At 34.7% G+C, this 18,590-nt stretch carries 18 protein-coding genes; 11 read left to right on the top strand and 7 right to left on the bottom strand.

Features of this window, described 5'->3' with window-relative positions:
* Window positions 1-104 precede the first annotated feature (104 nt).
* The 3 genes from MYP_RS14105 to MYP_RS14115 all read left to right on the top strand — a co-directional run bounded on the left by MYP_RS14105 (window position 105) and on the right by MYP_RS14115 (window position 2,175).
* Window positions 105-578 carry a nucleoside triphosphate pyrophosphohydrolase family protein gene (locus tag MYP_RS14105; RefSeq protein ID WP_045464501.1) on the top strand — a complete coding sequence of 158 codons (474 nt, stop codon included), beginning with the start codon at window positions 105-107 and terminating at the stop codon, window positions 576-578.
* A gap of 212 nt (window positions 579-790) precedes the next feature.
* A complete protein-coding gene (locus MYP_RS14110) occupies window positions 791-1,594 on the top strand; it encodes a metallophosphoesterase family protein (RefSeq protein WP_045464503.1) in 804 nt (267 codons plus the stop codon).
* The gene (locus tag MYP_RS14115; RefSeq protein WP_045464505.1) at window positions 1,591-2,175 is read left to right on the top strand and encodes a hypothetical protein; all 585 of its coding nucleotides are present in this window, start codon (window positions 1,591-1,593) and stop codon (window positions 2,173-2,175) included. The genes MYP_RS14110 and MYP_RS14115 overlap by 4 nt, the downstream gene beginning before the upstream one ends.
* A gap of 14 nt (window positions 2,176-2,189) precedes the next feature.
* Here the strand turns inward: MYP_RS14115 and MYP_RS14120 are convergent, their stop codons facing one another.
* On the bottom strand, window positions 2,190-2,645 hold the full coding sequence (locus MYP_RS14120; RefSeq protein ID WP_052430213.1) for an HIT family protein: 456 nt from the start codon (window positions 2,643-2,645) through the stop codon (window positions 2,190-2,192).
* A 227-nt stretch (window positions 2,646-2,872) separates the two neighbouring features.
* On the opposite strand from MYP_RS14120, the gene MYP_RS14125 reads away from it, so the two are divergent.
* The 3 genes from MYP_RS14125 to MYP_RS14135 all read left to right on the top strand — a co-directional run bounded on the left by MYP_RS14125 (window position 2,873) and on the right by MYP_RS14135 (window position 6,040).
* On the top strand, window positions 2,873-3,271 hold the full coding sequence (locus MYP_RS14125) for a putative signal transducing protein (RefSeq protein ID WP_045464507.1): 399 nt from the start codon (window positions 2,873-2,875) through the stop codon (window positions 3,269-3,271).
* A 19-nt stretch (window positions 3,272-3,290) separates the two neighbouring features.
* Window positions 3,291-4,706: an L-serine ammonia-lyase gene (locus MYP_RS14130; protein WP_045464509.1), complete on the top strand. Its 1,416-nt coding sequence runs from the start codon at window positions 3,291-3,293 to the stop codon at window positions 4,704-4,706.
* 281 nt (window positions 4,707-4,987) lie between these two features.
* Window positions 4,988-6,040 carry a nucleoid-associated protein gene (locus tag MYP_RS14135; protein ID WP_045464510.1) on the top strand — a complete coding sequence of 351 codons (1,053 nt, stop codon included), beginning with the start codon at window positions 4,988-4,990 and terminating at the stop codon, window positions 6,038-6,040.
* Between the two features lie 25 nt (window positions 6,041-6,065).
* Here MYP_RS14135 and MYP_RS14140 read toward each other — a convergent pair whose 3' ends face one another.
* A complete protein-coding gene (locus tag MYP_RS14140) occupies window positions 6,066-6,716 on the bottom strand; it encodes a DUF1349 domain-containing protein (RefSeq protein WP_052430214.1) in 651 nt (216 codons plus the stop codon).
* Window positions 6,717-7,018: 302 nt separating this feature from the next.
* Between MYP_RS14140 and MYP_RS14145 the strand changes: the two genes are divergently transcribed.
* Entirely contained in the window at window positions 7,019-7,282 is a 264-nt protein-coding gene (locus tag MYP_RS14145) for a hypothetical protein (RefSeq protein WP_045464512.1), read from the top strand.
* A 61-nt stretch (window positions 7,283-7,343) separates the two neighbouring features.
* Here MYP_RS14145 and MYP_RS14150 read toward each other — a convergent pair whose 3' ends face one another.
* Window positions 7,344-8,321 (bottom strand): tetratricopeptide repeat protein, encoded by a 978-nt coding sequence (locus tag MYP_RS14150; protein WP_045464514.1) that lies wholly within the window; start codon window positions 8,319-8,321, stop codon window positions 7,344-7,346.
* A gap of 280 nt (window positions 8,322-8,601) precedes the next feature.
* On the opposite strand from MYP_RS14150, the gene MYP_RS14155 reads away from it, so the two are divergent.
* The 4 genes from MYP_RS14155 to MYP_RS14170 all read left to right on the top strand — a co-directional run bounded on the left by MYP_RS14155 (window position 8,602) and on the right by MYP_RS14170 (window position 14,219).
* Window positions 8,602-10,050, top strand: coding sequence for an SDR family oxidoreductase (locus MYP_RS14155; RefSeq protein WP_045464516.1), 1,449 nt, complete (start codon window positions 8,602-8,604; stop codon window positions 10,048-10,050).
* 162 nt (window positions 10,051-10,212) lie between these two features.
* Complete coding sequence (locus tag MYP_RS14160; protein ID WP_045464517.1) at window positions 10,213-11,868, top strand: AMP-binding protein; 1,656 nt, start codon at window positions 10,213-10,215, stop codon at window positions 11,866-11,868.
* A gap of 187 nt (window positions 11,869-12,055) precedes the next feature.
* Window positions 12,056-13,153 (top strand): fatty acid desaturase family protein, encoded by a 1,098-nt coding sequence (locus tag MYP_RS14165; RefSeq protein WP_045464518.1) that lies wholly within the window; start codon window positions 12,056-12,058, stop codon window positions 13,151-13,153.
* The gene (locus MYP_RS14170; protein ID WP_045464519.1) at window positions 13,143-14,219 is read left to right on the top strand and encodes a fatty acid desaturase family protein; all 1,077 of its coding nucleotides are present in this window, start codon (window positions 13,143-13,145) and stop codon (window positions 14,217-14,219) included. Before MYP_RS14165 ends, MYP_RS14170 begins: the two co-directional genes overlap by 11 nt.
* 14 nt (window positions 14,220-14,233) lie before the next feature.
* Here MYP_RS14170 and MYP_RS25135 read toward each other — a convergent pair whose 3' ends face one another.
* The 4 genes from MYP_RS25135 to MYP_RS14190 form a co-directional block, all read right to left on the bottom strand.
* Window positions 14,234-14,977, bottom strand: coding sequence for a hypothetical protein (locus MYP_RS25135; RefSeq protein ID WP_052430215.1), 744 nt, complete (start codon window positions 14,975-14,977; stop codon window positions 14,234-14,236).
* A 186-nt stretch (window positions 14,978-15,163) separates the two neighbouring features.
* Window positions 15,164-16,759: a T9SS type A sorting domain-containing protein gene (locus MYP_RS14180; RefSeq protein WP_045464521.1), complete on the bottom strand. Its 1,596-nt coding sequence runs from the start codon at window positions 16,757-16,759 to the stop codon at window positions 15,164-15,166.
* 182 nt (window positions 16,760-16,941) lie between these two features.
* A complete protein-coding gene (locus MYP_RS14185; protein WP_045464733.1) occupies window positions 16,942-17,130 on the bottom strand; it encodes a hypothetical protein in 189 nt (62 codons plus the stop codon).
* Window positions 17,131-17,341: 211 nt separating this feature from the next.
* A complete protein-coding gene (locus tag MYP_RS14190; RefSeq protein ID WP_052430216.1) occupies window positions 17,342-18,481 on the bottom strand; it encodes a sensor histidine kinase in 1,140 nt (379 codons plus the stop codon).
* Between the last annotated feature and the right edge of the window lie 109 nt (window positions 18,482-18,590).

The raw sequence follows: 18,590 nt of genomic DNA on the forward strand, positions 1-18,590 counted from the left end.
TATTACTAAAGAAAGGATCTGTGAAAATAAAGGGTTAAATTTAGATTTGCCTCTACTGATTTTTGCGGCATATTTAATTAATATTCAAATCCTTAAATAAAATCATGGAACCAATAAATTCACTGGGTCACGTAGCAGAATTTCATAAGACCTTTAAACATCCAATTGAGCCTGAACCAGTGATACCAAGTGAAAAAAGATGCAAGTTAAGAGTCGCTTTACTCGCCGAAGAGTTGAAAGAACTGGAAGAGGCAATTGAAAATAAAGATATTGTTGGTATAGCAGATGCTTTATGTGACTTGCAGTATGTATTGTCCGGAGCAGTGCTGGAATTTGGTCTGGGAAAGAAGTTTCCCGAGTTGTTTAATGAAGTACAGCGTTCTAATATGAGCAAGGTGTGTCACACTGTTGAGGAAGCAGAAAAAACTATTGCTCATTATAAAAACCTGGATAATACTGAAGCTTATTATACGGAGAGTGCGGGGAAATATCTTGTATACCGCAAATCTGATAATAAAACATTGAAATCAGTATTTTATTCTCCTGCAAATCTGGAAAAAATCGTAACGGATAAGTAATAGTTTTGAATTGCATATATCCCATAGTTGCAGGTGATTCTTTAATATAATTCATAGTTGATTGCTTAAATGATTTCAGCTATGAATTCCTCCCATATTTTGAAAAATTAAAGCTTGTTGAGATTTTGAAAAAGAAACAACTTCTTAAGTAAGCTTTAAAAATATTTTGGTTCATAAAGTTCTGAACTAAATGAATTTTTAAAAGTGATTTTATGAAAATCTATTTGAAAAATGCAGGTATTGTTATCCTGCTTTTGTTTGTAATGTCTTCCTGTAATGGGGTATTTGAGTACAGTCCATATGTTACTCAGGTTAAAGGGGGCATTAAGCATATTATCTCTAAAAATTCAGAGTGGCTTTATAAAATTCTTTCTGATACGGAGGATGATATCATATTTGCAGTGATCTCAGATACACATTATGACTATAAAGAGCTTGAGAAATTTATAGATCATGTAAACAACAGAAAAGATATAGCTTTTGTGGTAGTGGGTGGAGATATTGCTGATAAAGGGTTACTGAAAGAATATGAGTTTTTTGCGGAAATAATGAAAGAGCTTAATAAGCCCTATTTTACAGTTATCGGCAACCATGATTACCTGGCAGGAGGAAGGGAGGTATATCGACAAATGTTTGGGGCTTTTAATTATTCAATAGAAGCCGGTGGTAAAAAGATTGTTTTTTTTGATGATATATTTTGGGAAAGCAATAAAAGACCGGATTTTTTATGGCTGGAAAATGAACTTAAATCTGCTGGATCCAGCGACCTCGTTGTTATTACTCATATTCCTCCTTTTGGTGACCAGTTTTCCAAAGAGGACGAATTGATTTATGTAAACTTAATGAAAAAATATAAGGTGCAGATGTCTGTTCACGGACACGTTCACACATCTTATCAAGGTCATTTTTATAGTGATGAGACAAATTATGTAGTAGTGCCAAGTATGTTGAAGAAGGCCTTCTTTGAGATCACTCTCTCCGACAATATACAAGTCAAAGAATCAAAGTTGCCATGATTGGATTTTTTAAGAAAGCATTTTTATTGGTATTTATATTTGCAAACAGCAGATCTGCGTTTGCTGCTGATTCTACCTTGGTAAGAAAATACAGATTATTTCCGAGAGTATATACATTGCAATATGCAGGTAATTTGGGCTTTCTTTCCGGTGGGCTTGGGTATAGTCTTATAAAAGATAAAGTCCGGGTAGGACTATTTTACGGATATGTGCCTAAGATATTTTCAACCAAAGCAATTCATACCATAGCATTGAAAGGAACATTAAATTTGTTTAAATCAAGAGCTGGTCAGGACAAGTTATACATTGGAACTACATTTAATATGGAGACAGGTAACAACTCTTTCCTTAAGCTTCCGGATAAATATCCCAAAGGGTATTATCAAACCAATGCATTTCACTTTACAATCTTTACCGGAGTGAAATCTTATTTTGCTGTTCAGGACAGGAAGCTTAAAGGAGTCGAGCCTTATATCGAATGTGGTACAGTTGATACTTATTTATATTATTGTTTAACCGAAAAGCTAAGCTTATTAAAAATTTTAAGTTTATCAGCAGGGCTTAATTTAAAGTTTAAGTAGAATCCTGATTGCTATTACAAATTTAACTCAGCTGCTTTTTTTCTGAGCATTGTAACAATGCTGTTCATTTCTTCAGGATTGAGTTTTTTGCGGTTAGCACTGTCAATATGTACTTCACTTTTTTCCAGTTCCTGATACCAGTCGCCTGGGTTTGGTAAATCTCCGACTTTTCTAGGTACTACATGCATATGTACATGAGGCACAGATTGTCCTGCAGCTTCTTTTTCCTGTATAGCCCAGTCAAAGGCATCTGTGTTAAGGGCTTTGGTTAGTAAAAAAGCAACTTTTCTACCTAAGACCATAAATTCGGCTACTTCAGCATCAGTGAAATCAAACAGACTTTCAACATGTTTTTTGGGAATTATAAGAGAGTGTCCGGGAAGGACAGGCGCGATATTGTATATTGCAACGAAGTTTTCTGAACTAAGAAAACCATCCTGAACTCTTTTATCACAAAAAGGGCAAGCCATAAATTATTTATTGATTTTTGATCGCAATTTAATATTAAACTAAAATTAATCATTAACCATTGTAAATTCTGTTATTTACTAAATCACTGTGTTAAATTTATAATAAGTTGATTATCATTGATGTTCTTTTTGAATGGATAGTCCCTAGTAAAATTAACTTGTTTTAAATCTGTAATTTATCAGGAAATTGAATCTAATTACTCTTTTTTTTTCGTTATAAAGGTAGCATGAAATTTATCACCATTAAATCATTTGATAATCCTGTAGAAGCCAATATTGTTAAGGCAAAATTGGAAGATTCCGGTATTCCCTGCTTTTTAAAAGACGAAAATATTGTGGCAATCAATCCTTTATATGCTAATGCAACAGGGGGGATCAAATTACAGATCAATGAAAAGTTTAAGTTTCTTGCTCTTGAAATTCTGGGTCTTACAGAGCAATACTACGAACAAAGTCTGGTCTGTCCCGCATGTGGCTCTGATAAAGTACATTTTGTAAGTTCCAGTAAAAGTTTGAAAAACCTTTTCTCTTTTATCCTTTCTCTAGTAACGGTCACTTATCCTATATTCCTCAAAAAGGTATATAAGTGTGATGCCTGTGGCAAGGAATTCCCTATTGAAGATTAATAATCAAAGATTTAGTCGTATGGGTTATTTAAGTGTATTCGACATGCTTAAGATTGGCATTGGTCCTTCGAGTTCTCATACATTCGGGCCATGGACTGCAGCCAGGAAATGGATCCATGAATTGATATTCTCAGGCATTCCTTTTAATGAAATCAAGGTGGAGTTATATGGCTCCCTGGCTCTTACTGGTAAAGGACATTGTACAGACAAAGCCATTTTATTCGGATTAATGGATCTTGATCCGGAAGAGGTTGATGTTGATCTCCTGGAAGCTTATTTTAACAATGTTCGTGAGCATAAGATGATTTTTCCTGATTCTCTCAGAATTAGGTTTGATTTGTCTAGCGATATTCATTTTTTCAAGACTACTGTTTTGCCATTTCATTCCAATGGAATGAAGTTTAATGCATTTTTAAATGAAGCACTTGTCGCAGAAGATATTTTCTATTCAATAGGTGGAGGTTTTATAGTGAAGGAAGGAGAAAATGAGACAACGATAGCAGATAATAAAGAACTCCCATATCCATGTCTTAATCCTAAAGACCTTTTAACTTCAGCTCTTAAGCATCAAATGTCCATATCTGATCTTGTGCTTGAAAATGAAAAGATGCTCAGGCCTGAAATTGAAATAAAGGTCAAATTGATGAAGTTATGGAAAGTAATGAAAGAGGCGGCTTATGTAGGATGTCATCAGGAAGGCGTTTTGTCTGGAGGTCTGGAAGTGAAAAGACGTGCTGCAGCGTTAAACAAACAACTACTTAGAGTTCACGAATACAGCAATGCAGATGAATGGATTGAAGCAATGAAAGTCGGGCGTGATTTTAAAAAAGTAATTACCAGGATCAGTTGTCTTGCCCTTGCTATAAATGAAGTCAATGCGTCCATGGGACGTATCGTAACAGCCCCCACTAATGGTTCGGCAGGAGTAGTGCCAGCTGTTCTGTTTTATTATATATGCTTCTCGGGTCAGGAAGTAAAGAATGATGATATATGTCGTTTTCTTCTTACAGCAGGAGAAATAGGAAAATATTTTAAAACAGGGGCTACCATAAGTGCTGCGGCAGGCGGATGTCAGGCTGAAATAGGTGTATCCTCTTCAATGGCAGCAGCAGCATTAACAGAGCGTCTGGGTGGTTCTCCTGCTCAGGTTCTGATGGCAGCAGAAATTGCAGCAGAGCATCACTTGGGGCTAACCTGTGATCCCGTTGGTGGGCTGGTTCAGATCCCCTGTATAGAAAGGAATTCTATGGGAGCTATTAAAGCCATTACAGCCAGTATGATGGCCCTTGCTGGAAATCCTGATCACGCAAAGGTTAGTTTGGAGAATGTCATAAGTACGATGAAGCAAACTGCTGAAAATATGAATGAAAAATTTAAAGAGACTTCGCTTGGAGGACTGGCTGTTAATGTTTCGGTTAATATTCCGGAATGCTGAAAAAGTTAAAAGTAGAAAGTAAAAAGTTTAAAGTTAATGGTTTACAGTAAGCAAAATGATTCATAACATACTTTGGATTTTCTGTATTCAATCTTAGACTTTTATATTATTAAATTACTTAACCATTTTAGTCTGACGAACTTAAAATAAAGAATAATAACATAAGCCCAGAAATCAACTTTTTCAACTTTTAACTTTAAGCTTTTAACTTTCAACTTTTCACAAGAAATCATTAAATTCGTTACTGGCTTATTTTTAAATGCGGGGCCAATGATGTTCAAATGATTGATTTTACAGAAGTTAAGTTACATAATATTGTTGTCCATAATATCGGAAATAGTCTTCAGGAAGAAGGAATGAAATTATCAAAAGGCCCTTTGGTTTTTAAAGAATCTATAGTAAAGGACCTCCTCATGAAGTATTTCTTATCACCCTTTAAAGGCGAGCTTTTCTATAATTTTTTCCATGATACAGAACTAGCGCTTAACGAAATTTATAACTACGCCTCTAAAATATTTGATGATCCTGATTGCTTTTATCTTCAGACCATAAATATTTCAAAACATCTTTATGATAAATCAAATCATCATAACATAAAAGGAGGTGAATTCTATCTTGTATATTTTGCAGACTGTATAGTGAATGGAGATGTTATAGATGCAATAGGTTTATTCAAATCTGAAAATAAGGATACCTACCTTCGCATATTTCAGGATACTGATAATTTCGAGATAGAACATGAACAGGGTGTCAATATCAACAAACTTGATAAAGGCTGTCTGATCTTTAACACCAATAAAGAACAGGGATATAAAATCTGCGTGGTAGACAATACCAATAAAGGTCAGGAAGCTCAATACTGGAAAAATGATTTTCTGAAGATCAAACAACATGAAGATAATTACTTTCATACCCAGAATTTAATGAAGCTTACCAAAGAGTTTTGTAATGAAGTATTAGACAAAGAATATGAGGTAAGCAAAGCTGATCAGATTGAGCTGATGAACAGATCAGTTCAGTATTTTGCCAAAAAGGAGGTATTCAATCTTAATGAGTTTCAGGAAGAGGTGATGGGAAATGAAGAGTCTATGGTATCTGCCTTTAATACCTACAAAGAACAGTTCCAGGAGAAAAATCAGGTCAATACCTATGATGAGTTCAGTATCTCTAACGGAGCATTTAAAAGCAACAAGAAGATATTTAAAAGCATCTTAAAGCTGGACAAGAACTTCCATGTCTACATCCATGGCAACAAAGAATTCATTGAAAGAGGATATGACGAAGGGCGCCAGATGCACTACTATCAGTTATTCTTCAAGAATGAAACTTCCTAGGAAGTAACCTAGTAACAACATTTGGTTATTTTTCCTTCTTTTTAATTTCAAACGTTTCGAACAAAGCAGAGAAACCTTTATCTGTAGGGCTACAAGCATATAATCCTATATTGATTTTAGGAGCTTCCTTGTGCAAATGAGCGATTCTTATCTGCTGAAAATCTTTCTTACCATACTTTGCATAAATCTCAAAGTCTTGACCTTTTCTGATAATTTTATATTCAACCCTTCTGATATCTGCAGGAATTTCCTGGGTAGACCAGTCTGAATAGCCAAGGTTCGTCACTACTGCACCAAGGTGTGAAAACTCGCTGGTTTCATATTCAGTTGATGTCTTCACCCAATTATCTTCATCAAGACGTGCACAGAGACCAGCCTGATCATATCTGTGTTTGGGAGAAAAAGATACAGTTGTTGTCATTTCAAAATCGCCTTCAACTTCTTTATATAAAAAATGAGCATTATCGTTTCTGAATCCATAATGTGTTCTTTGCCAGAAATCAGAACCTGAATCAGGTTCAATCAATAATCCTTCTGAAGTTATCTTCCAGGATTTAGGCTCTTGAAACCATTTGAAATTTTTAATGCTATCTGAATTGATCATGTTTAATGTTGAAATGTTTTTGGTTTCCTCTGGTGTCTGGTTCTTTTGTTCTTTGCATGATATTAGGAGCATTAAACATAAAAAGAAACAGAATAAGCTGGTTTTTGTATAGGAATTGATCATAGACCAAAGATATTTTTTTTTGTTAAATAATGGAATACAATCATTTTAAGAATATCAATGAAACACATTTTTGTCTTGAGTATCAAATTGATTAATATTGAGTAATTAAAACTTTTTTAGAATGAGAATACTTTTATCAGTCACATTACTGTTTGTCCTTACATTTTCAGGCTTGTACAGTTGAAAAAATTGATGTTAATTATGCAGGGAAGGTCGCAGGTACTTATGCATTGGGGAGTTACGATAACTAGTTGGGTACATATGGTTTAAATGTAAATGATAAAGTCATCATCACGAGAATCAATGACAATCATGTTAAAATACATGTGGACTTTTATAACTCCACTGATTATATAATTGCAGATGATGTATTGTTAACTTCAAACGGAGCAAGCTATAATTTATCGCAGACCTATCGTTTTTCAGTTCTTAATGGAAAGATAGATCCTAAGTATTTAACTTTCAGAATAGATTATAATAACGGAAATTTTGATTTAATTACAGCATTAAAGTAGAATACAAATGGCTTGCAAAATGCGGAATGCAAATCTTTTTATATTGGATTCCAATTTTAAATTATGGCTTAGTAACCACTTTTCCTGTTTTAAAAAAGTTTATCCATTTTTGTCTTTTATCTTTGGGAAAGGCAGCTTCTTTTACCGCTATAAAGTTTGCATATAATGCCTGATTGCCCAGCACTACATACCACAGCTGGGATTCAGGATTATTGTCAGTAATAAATTCCGGTGTTTCAATAGTAAAAATAATCCAAGAATTTTGGGCTGTAGAATCGCTTTGTTCTAGCAGAGTCAATTTAGCTTTGGGTGCTTCTGCTTTTGCCTGATCGTAAAAGATGCTCATCGCTTTTTCTACTGACAATACTCTTGCACTTTTGATCGAACTCATATAACCCATCTCTGTCCACTTATCCAAAGATTCATTGGCATGAATGAGTTCAGTTATTTTTACCTGATCATCTTCCTGACTGTTGCCTGTGATCCAGTTTTCGTTTTCAGGCCAGTTTAATATGAAGGATTCCTTAGGCCTGGGAGTTGTAGTACAATATTTATCAAGGTAAATGCTGGCTTTCAGCTCTCCATGTTTATCAGCCTTAGTAAAATCTTCACAAGCCCCTCTTTTATTGCCAGTCTGAGCACGCAACTGTCCACGAAGGATCAATGCATTCGGGAATTTATCATTAAGCTCGATTACTTTATCTAAAGGTGTCAGAGCTTCCCTGTATCGTTCCAAAGTAGCAAATACCGTTGCTCTGCCATAATGAGGATCGGGATATTTCGGATCTATTTCAATAGCTTTGTTGAAGTCTTCCATAGCTGCTTCCAGATTATTTAAAGCCAGTTCACAAGCTCCACGATTGAAATAAGCTGTTTTTAATTTTTTATCAGCTTTGATTGCCAATGTATAATCATTGATAGCCCCTGCATAATCTTCCTTATGGTGTTTTTCAAATCCTCTTTGAACGTATTCTTCAGCCGTTTGAGCGAAGAGGGTAACGTAAAAGAATGTTAATAATACTGATAATGTTTTTTTCATTCGTAAGCTGTACAAGGCAGTTTAAATCTAAGGGATATAATTATTTTTTCACAGAAAAATTTCATGAATTACCCTAAGTAATTGGAGAAACTTAAACTGTATACTTTCAGCTATAGTTCTGATAAATGAATTAATTCCTACTCTTCCGGGTAGAATCATAAGCCTCAAATTTTAGTTCCAGTTTTAAAATTAAGATCTGAATTTTGAAATATTCATAGAAAGAAAGAATTTTAACTTAATCAAATTCATCATTGTTCTTTCTAAAAGAACTGCCGGAATTATGAAAATATTATTAACAGGAGCCAATGGATATATCGGAAAACGCCTTTTGCCTGTATTACTGGAACAGGGGCATGAAGTGATCTGCTGTGTGCGTGATCGAAGAAGGCTTGACACATATGATAAATACAAGGGTAAAGTGTCTGTATTTGAAGTGGATTTTTTAAAACCTGTTGATATTGATAAGGCTCCTCTTGATTTTGATGTAGCCTTTTACCTTATTCATTCTCTTGCCGGGTCTATCGGGAAATTTGAAGACAAAGAACGTTCCTCTGCTCAGAATTTTGTAAGCTATCTCAACGCCAGCTCTGCCCGACAGATTATTTTTCTTACCGGAATCGTAAATGAAAAGGTACTTTCTCCTCATTTAAAATCAAGAAAGATGGTGGAAGGCGTACTCGGAAAATCTTCTGTGCCCTTAACCGTTCTGCGTGCCGGGATTATTGTCGGTTCAGGAAGTGCTTCTTTTGAAATTATCAGGGACCTGGTGGAAAAGCTTCCGGTAATGATTACTCCCAAGTGGGTACATAGTAAGATCCAACCAATAGGAGTCGGAGATGTGATAAAATTTCTGACAGGAGTTATGCTGAATGAACACTGTCTTAATAAAGCATTTGATATCAGCGGACCGGAAGTATTGACCTATAAACAGCTGATGTTACAATATGCGGAAGTAAGACATTTAAAAAGATACATGATAGATGTTCCTTTTATGACTCCTCGGTTGTCTTCTTATTGGCTTTATTTCATTACATCTACTTCCTATAATCTGGCTGTCAATCTTGTGGAAAGCATGAAAATAGATGTAGTGGCAAAGGATAATGAGCTTGAAAAAATATTGAATATTAAGCCAGTAACTTACAAAGAATCTGTTCAGAAAGCCTTTAAAAAGATTGAGGAAAATATGGTTGTCTCAAGCTGGAAGGATTCATTTATCAGCAGTGCTGCTCAATATTCGATGATGGATCTGATTCAGGTACCTGTATTCGGATGTTCAAGGGATAAACAGGAAACAGAACTGAAAACGGATATTGAAGATGCTAAAGATAAACTCTGGTCCATAGGAGGAGGGAATGGATGGTATGCTTCCGACAGGCTCTGGAAAATCAGAGGATTCATGGATAAACTTGTTGGAGGGGTTGGGTTAAGAAGGGGAAGAAGGGATCCTAATCATCTTCACAATGGAGATGCTCTTGACTTTTGGAGAGTAATTCTTTCTGATAAAAAGGCAGGACGATTACTTTTATTTGCAGAAATGAAACTGCCCGGAGAAGCTTGGCTTGAGTGGAGGTTCGTCCATCATGATAATAAGAATTTCCTTGAGCAGACCGCCACCTTCAGACCAAAAGGTCTGCCAGGAAGATTATATTGGTATCTTATGCTGCCTTTTCATCATTTAATTTTTAATAAAATGGCCAGATCCATTGCTGCAGGACATTTAGAAAAATGAAATTTAATACGGAAAATGCTACTCTTTAGTTATCAGAAGTTTTACTTTTTTATTGTTGAAAACTTTATAATTTATCATTGTTACGGAATATTTTTTCAAACCGGATAAACCTGTTATATTCCGATCTCGTTTTTACCGTTAACTACTAAAACAGATATTATCATGGCAAGTAAACCCTGGTTAAATCAATACCCCAAGGAGGTCAATCCGGAAATTAATCCTGATGCGTATATTTCCCTATTACATTTTTTTGAAGATTGTATTAAGAAATACGGAGATCTTGTCGGGTTTGTAAACATGGGTAAAACCATGACATTTAAGCAACTTGATGAATATTCAACTCAGTTTGCTGCCTACCTTCAGAACCATGCAAAGCTCAAACAGGGTGATAGAATTGCAATACAGATGCCGAATTTACTGCAGAATCCTGTGGTAATCTTCGGGGCGGTCAAAGCTGGTCTTATAATAGTGAATACAAATCCGCTGTATACGGAGCGTGAAATGGAACATCAGTTCAAGGATTCAGGAGCCAAAGCAATTGTAATCCTTGCAAATTTTGCCGATAAGCTGGAGGCGATCAGGAAAAATACGGATATAAAACACATAGTAATTACGGAAATAGGAGATATGCAGGGGGCTTTGAAAGGGGCTATCGTGAATTTTGTGGTGAAGTATGTGAAAAAAATGGTTCCTTCTTATAATATTCCTGAAGCAGTTAAATTTAATGATGCTTTAAAGATGGGTAAAGCATCATCCTGGACAAGGCCAGAACTTAAAGGCTCTGATATATGCTTTTTACAATACACAGGGGGAACAACAGGAGTATCTAAAGGAGCTATGCTTACCCATAGAAATATTGTAGCAAACATGCTTCAAAGTTATGAGTGGTTCAAACCTGTATTGAAAGAAAGAGAAGAAATTGTGATTACTCCTCTTCCGTTGTACCATATATTTGCTTTAACTGCAAACCTTTTGGTGATGATGAAGTATGGAGCCAAAAATATCCTGATCACTAATCCGAAAGATATGAAGGCCTTCATCAAGGAACTTAAAATGTATCCGTTTTCATTGATGACAGGAGTAAATACTTTGTTTAACGGTCTGTTAAATCAGGAAGCTTTTAAGACAATTGATTTCTCTCACCTCAAAATGACAGTGGGTGGTGGTATGGCAGTTCAAAAGCCGGTTGCTCAGAAATGGGAAGAGGTAACTAAGACAAAACTTGCTGAAGGATATGGCTTGACTGAAACTTCTCCTGTAGCCTGCGTAAATCCGGTGGATGGAAGAATGAGACTAGGTTCCATTGGATTACCAATTCCGAGTACAGAACTGAAGGTAATGAACGATGATGGTCAGGAAGTTGGTATAGATGAGCCTGGAGAACTTTGGATCAAAGGTCCGCAGGTAATGGCTGGTTACTGGCAAAGACCGGAAGAAACAGCCAATGTTATGGTGGGAGAATGGTTTAAGTCTGGTGACATGGCTGCGATAGATAAAGATGGATTTTTCAGAATTGTGGACAGAAAGAAAGAAATGGTGCTTGTGAGCGGCTTCAATGTATATCCGAATGAAGTAGAAGAAGTTTTATGTATGCACCCGAAAATATTGGAAGCTGGGGTAAAAGGTATTCCGGATGATAAAACCAATGAAGCAGTAAAAGCATTTATTGTCAAGAAAGATCCGTCACTTACCGAAGAAGAAGTAAAAGAACATTGCAGAAAATATCTGACATCTTATAAAGTGCCTAAGCATATAGTATTCAGAAACGAACTGCCGAAGAGCAATGTAGGTAAGATATTGAGAAGATTAATGGAATAAGACGAATTAGCTAAGTTTAGAAAGGACCGTTTGATTATTTAAACGGTCTTTTTTTGTTTATAAATTTCTGATTACTAGTCTTTTGTAAGTAAAGGGGAAACTCCTAAAAGGGAATGGTGTGATGTTTGCTTAACTTTTTTTCTGAGTTTTAAATTATGGTAGTTTTTATTACAAATTTTTACAACTGATGAAAAAACTAAAATTTTCGAAAGATAACGGAACTGAGTTTTATAAAGAATTAATTCAAAGCCTGGATAAGTATTTTGATGAAAATAAGATAAATAAGACTGGAAATAAAACCATGATGGTGAAAATGATCTTTTATTTCAGTCTTGATATTCTGTTCTATGTACTTATGATCACAAGCGATAGTCTCCCTCAGTTCTATATTTATTATATGTTAATGGGACTAGCAATACTATTGACTGCATTTAATATCTCTCATGATGCGGCTCATGGAGTTGCTGTTAAAAGCAAGTTCTGGAATAAATTCCTTTTTCAGTTAAGCTTTAACCTTCAGGGAAATAATGCTTATGTATGGGGGGAAAATCACAATGAGTCTCATCATTTATATACCAATGTAGAAGGAAGTGATATTGATGTTCTAAATAATCCTCTGGTAAGAACTTCTGAAAGTCAGCCATTGAGATGGTTTCACAGATATCAGCATCTTTATTCTCCGATCTTGTATTTGTTTTATTCACTCAATTGGTTCTTATTCAGAGAATGTCTGATGATATTTAACATATCCAGCAGAACTATTAGTATCGAAATTCCGAGGCGGGAAATTGCAAAACTTGTAGTATTTAAATTAATGTACGTAGGCTATATGATTTTACTTCCGATTTATATCCTTCATTTTGACTGGAGTCACGTTTTCCTTGCTTTCCTTCTGAATCATTTTATTATCTCATTAATATTTGTCGGAGTTCTTGGAGTGTCTCATTTGTCTGATTATGTAGAGCATCCCAAACCCGACAGTGATGACAAGCTTCCGATCAGCTGGCCTACTTTACAGATGTATACTTCAGTGGATTATAATTCAGATAGCGTATTTTTTAACTGGACATTGGGAGGGTTTAATGCTCATGCTTTGCATCATCTATTGCCCAATATTTGTCATATTCATTACCTGGACATATTACCCATATTCCGATCACTGTGTAAGAAACATAACATTACTTATATGGAGATGTCATATATTGAGTCTTTGAAATCGCATTTCAGATTTTTAAAAGGGATGGGAAGAAATGTTTATTTAAATAAAGTAAGTTTTGAGAAATAAACATAAACAGGTTCCTGAAGACACAGCTTTGCTCAAGGTTATTCATCGCAGAGTTGAAGAAGGGATTCATTTTGATTCAAAAGAATTTCTTATTGCAAATACGTTTAAGTTTATCTTTTATAGTTTAATGCTGTCGCTGACATACGCATGTATATATAATTCAGATAGCAGTTTAGCATTTTGTGGCAGTTTTATTTTATATGGCTTTCTGACCTTATTGCTGGCATTTAACTTTGCACACGATTTTTCACATGGAACAATATTTAAAAATAAAAGCTATAATGATATCTGCTTTATTCTGATATATGCACTTAATGGTGCACATGCGGAATCCTGGAAGAAAAGGCATGTAGATTCTCATCACTATGCTCCTAATGTAGAAAAGTATGATACTGACCTGGAAATATCAAGTCTGATAAGGGTAATACCAGCGAGTAAGTATATGTGGTATCATCGTTATCAGCATCTTTATGCTCCTTTAGCATATACTTCCTATTCTTTGTTTTGGATTGGTATTAAGGATTTTAATATCTTTTTTTCTGGTAAGAACAGAAAGAAACCACATTCATTAAAATACATAGCTTCTTTCTGGATTCAGAAGTCGTTTTACATATTCTATATTCTGATACTACCTTTAATATATTCATCACAGCCTTGGTTTATCATTTTGTTAGGGTTTGTAATGATGCACATTGTCATATCATTGTTTCTCCTCTTTACATTTTTTATGACTCATCATGTAGAAGGAGTAGAATATCCTAAAGTGGATCATGAAGGGTTTATAGAGACTTCCTGGTTGATGAATCAGGTTAAATGTTCTAATGATATGCACCCACATAGTAACTTAGCAAATTTTATATTCGGAGGTTTTAATAATCATATTGCACATCATCTTTTTCCTCATATTCATCATTTTTATTATCCAAGACTCAATAAAATTTTATATGAAGTGTTGCTTGAAAACGGAGTAAGACCTAATCAAACTACTTATTGGGGAGGTATATTGGCACATTTAAGGCATCTGAAAAATATGTCACAAGATAAGCGCCCAATAAGTTATTGGTAACTTTACAGACTGATTCATTGACTTCTGGCATGTTTTACCCATTTTCTCAGAAATCCTTCATCTGAGCTTATCTTACCTACAACTCTATAGTTTGATTTAATAAGTACATTTGATTCTAGTAATGGTTCCTTTACAACCTGAAAGGGATACATGCCGCTGCTATGGATAAAATAATTTCCTTCATCCGAAAGTAGAATAAATCCTGTATGTTTATCCAATCCGGTTACATATATCCCATTGCCAAACTGTTTCAGTTTGGTCTCGAAAGTATTAATATCAATACCGGATAAGTGATGAACATTTTTCTTTGATACAAGACTTCTGATCATCTCTTCTGATGGGCATTGAGCCATTCTGCTTCTTTTGATTGGGACTCCCATATCCCTTAATACTGTGGTTACAAAGTATCCGCAGGCTATGCTTCCATCATTAGGTGTTTCAGTTGTTCCGTTGAAGTCCCATTTGGTTCCATACCAATAAGGAAATACCTTTTTATTAATCAGGTTCAAAAAGTTCTTTTCCAGTTCAGCTTTATCAGCTCTTTTCTTATAAAGTTTTTTCTTAGTTGCATTAATTGAATCAAGTTCAAGTGGATACAATCTATTGTCCAGGAATGGCTGATTATTAAATAAGAATCTGAATTTATTCCAGATCAGCAATGCGATACAGAAAAGAAGGGTAAATAAAAGTACACGGCCCAATAGAGTAAGCTTGATTTTTTTTCTCTTTTTTTCTTTTCTGTAATCCGATACTTTCATCCTTTAAATCCTTAAATCAAGAGGCAATTTAGCCAGTTTTCAGGGAAATAGGAAGTGCCTTATGAAATGGCTAACGCTGCTTTAAATTGGTAATTCTAAGATTTTAATTTGTTATTTATCTGTTATTAAAAAACAGAAGGCCCTATAAATAAGGCCTTCCGTGACATTTTAAAAGTATTTATTTAATTAAAGCTTAATGACTGGCTTGTAGACCCGTTCATTTTGATGCGTGATTGTCAGATAGTAAAGTCCTCTTTTGATTTGATTAAGATTTATTTCTAAAGTTGGTGTTACCTGGTTAACTATTTGACCATAAATTTTTTCTCCAAGAGAATTATAAAGACTTACCTCAATTTCACCTTCAAATGCCTTTAATGATGTAAGGGTGATTTTATCACTTGAAGGGTTTGGGTAGAGGGTAAAATGTTCAGGAGCCAGCTTTTTAAAGGTTCCTAAGATTGATAAATCAATGGAGGATGTATTATAAGCACAGCCATCAGTTCCTGTAACCTTACAGGAATAGTTTCCTGATTCCATTACCTCATAGGTCCTTGAGGTGGCATCATTTATTAATTGGTTATCTTTATACCATTGATAAGAGGTTCCCTCTGGGGCAGTAAGTATATTTCCTTCTTTTAAAACTGAATAATTCAGATATTCACCCAGTTCAATATATGGAGATGGGTTGGATGTGCTAATATGCTTATCGCCGGCAATAGCCATAATTCTCACTCTGTAATGAGGGCCAGCTTTGATATTGTCAGGGAATTTTACATGAATTGTTCCTCCCTTTGTATCATTCAAAGTTCCGATATCTGTAGGGTTATCAAAAAGACCATTCGATGAGGATATTTGTGCTGTGAGAACCGTTCCCTCTGGAAATGTTCCATTGGTTGTGTAGCTATAACTCGTTGATTGACCCGCACAAACCTTCCTCGACGTGAGGGGAGTTAAAGTAATACTCGGACCGATTACAGTAAAATGAATATTTTCATAATAGTCAGGCATAATAACATTGCCATGCATATCGAATAATATGAGATTGATTCTCCAGCCATCAGCACCTTCTATATAATTTGGCTGAATAATACGGATCATAGTATGGTCTGAATTTGCCCCAGAGGGAAAATTATACAAAAGAAATTTCTCGTAGTTGATAGTAGTAGCAAGTTTTAAGCCCTGATTCCATGTTTTGCCATAGTCTGTGGAATATTCAATATAGACATCTGAATTTGGATTAGCAGTTTGAAGCCAGCTGAAACTTATTTGGGTAAATCCGCCAGGTGTAAAATCCAGAGGCTTGGAGGTTGCTGATCTTTCCCCTGTTCCTGTAAATATAAGTTTCCCGGGTTCATTGCCTGACACTTTGGACCATTTGTATGGGTCATAAGTAGTCGAGTCTCTTATCAGAATGGTTTTGGGTCTTGCAGGAAGACCAGAAGCCGCAACTACTTTAATACCATATCTTCCTGGAACAACGTCTAAAGGAACTTTTGCATGTATCGGACTACCGGTAGTTGTTGTTCCTATGTTGATTTCATCATCGTCTTTATGGGCTAAGGCGGTATAAATTGTGCCAGCAGGAAATCCTGTCATTTGAAAATGGATATCAAACTCCTCTCCCGGATACATATCTTTATTCGGGTCAATAGTCAGGTTTTCACTAAATGTTGTATCGGTTGGTAACTTTACTTGTTGTCCGTAAACATTATTTAAAGAAAACATTAGAATCGAAATAATAGAAAGGTAAACGACCTTTCCTTGAAGTAATTTGTGTTTCATAAGTTTGTTAGAAAATTATAGACGCTTGTATACAAAAAATACTTAAAAAAGTAAAAATGTTTTCAGAGAGGTGCTATAATTGAAAACTGATTTCTTAATGTATTCATTAAGGGATATTTTAATCCCAAATTTAATACTATGGTACTGTGTTAAAGATTAAAGAAAAAAACTAAATTCCTTTTTTAATTATCATCCTTAATTCCTTTGATTAATCCTATTCCAGATGAAAAGAATATCAGTCCTAAAATTGAACAAACGATAAGTGTTCTCCATTCAGGATTTTTATTATTGATAAAAATAAAGGCAGCATACAAGAGGGTCACAGCTCCTAATAAAGTTAATATAGCTCCAAAGATTTTCTTTAAATTCATAAGAATATACATATAGATTTTTAGAAGATTTAAAGATGGATTTTATGGTGATTATTTCCGGTATTCCTTTAACAACAATTAATAGTGAAATAGAAAAATCTAAAAAAACATTCTTGGAAATCTTAATTGGATTTCCAGATATGCTTAAACTCATTGAGTATTATAAAAACTCTGAATTGAGATAAAAGTTTTTTTTCTGATAATATTAAGATTACTCCTCCTCTTTAAAGTAGATTTTAAAAGTTGATCCTTTTCCTTCCTGGCTTTCCAATTCAATTTTTCCGCCGTTATTTTCTACAATTCTTTTGACTATATTAAGACCTACTCCGGTGCCTTCAATATGTGTATGTATCCTTTCATACATAGAAAATACTTTCCCATGATCTTTTGTAGAAATGCCCAAACCATTGTCCTTAACTTCCAAAAGAATAAGATCCTCCCTCACTTTTGATGTTCTGATTATAATCTCTGGTATACGTTCCGGAGAGGCATATTTTATCGCGTTAGAAAGAAGATTATACAAAATGCTTCTTAAATTTTTTCTCGAGAAGTTGATGAATGATGCTTCAGTAAAATAGTCATAAATTTTTGCATGAGAATTCTCAATATCATCCATTAAATCAAATTTGACCTGATCCAGAACTTCTTTGAAATCGACTCTGGATTTTAATTCTTCAGCAATTCCGCTTTGTGTTTTGCCTATAGATGCTAAATCATATAAGGTATTCTTAAACTTTTGAATAGATATATTGAGCATTTCCAATATACCTGATTCTTCTAACTTTTTTTTACATTCAGAATCTAACTCTTCCTTGACTGATGCTAACAGGCCGTCTATGTTATTTATTGGAGCTTTTAAATCGTGAGAAGCAGTGTAAATAAAATTTTCCAGATCATTATTTATATTAACCAATTTCTGATTGGAATGAGTGAGTTGCTCTTCTAAAAGCTTCTTTTCATTTATATCAAATATAACCTTGATAATAAAAATATTTCCTTCCTTATCCTGCGTATAGATACTTTCTCCATGAATCCATATATAAGCTCCTTTTTTGTGAAGGAGGTAATTGTCATCGATGAAAGAGCCTTTTTGTTTTACTGTCTTTAATTCAACTTCCGGGAGATTTTTTAAACGATCTTCTGGAACAAATAAAAGGCCATAATAATTTCCGATTAAATCTTCCTTGGCATAACCTAATACTTTTTGGACACTAATGCTACTGTCCAGCATTATACCATTTACATTCATCACTATTACCCCTGCAGCCTGAGAGTTTTCCATCACTTCTGTAAAGAATGTAGAAGTATCAATCTGTTTGATTTCTTTATCCTGAAAAGTATTATGGCTCATCTCTTTGTCAGTTTATACTTAGATAACCCATGGAACCATTGCAAAGGTTCTAATTTTACCGACAGGATTCATCAGTTGAAGGTTTGTTCAAAGTGGATTAAATTTATTA

It is taken from the genome of Sporocytophaga myxococcoides (assembly GCF_000775915.1).
Taxonomy (GTDB): domain Bacteria; phylum Bacteroidota; class Bacteroidia; order Cytophagales; family Cytophagaceae; genus Sporocytophaga; species Sporocytophaga myxococcoides_A.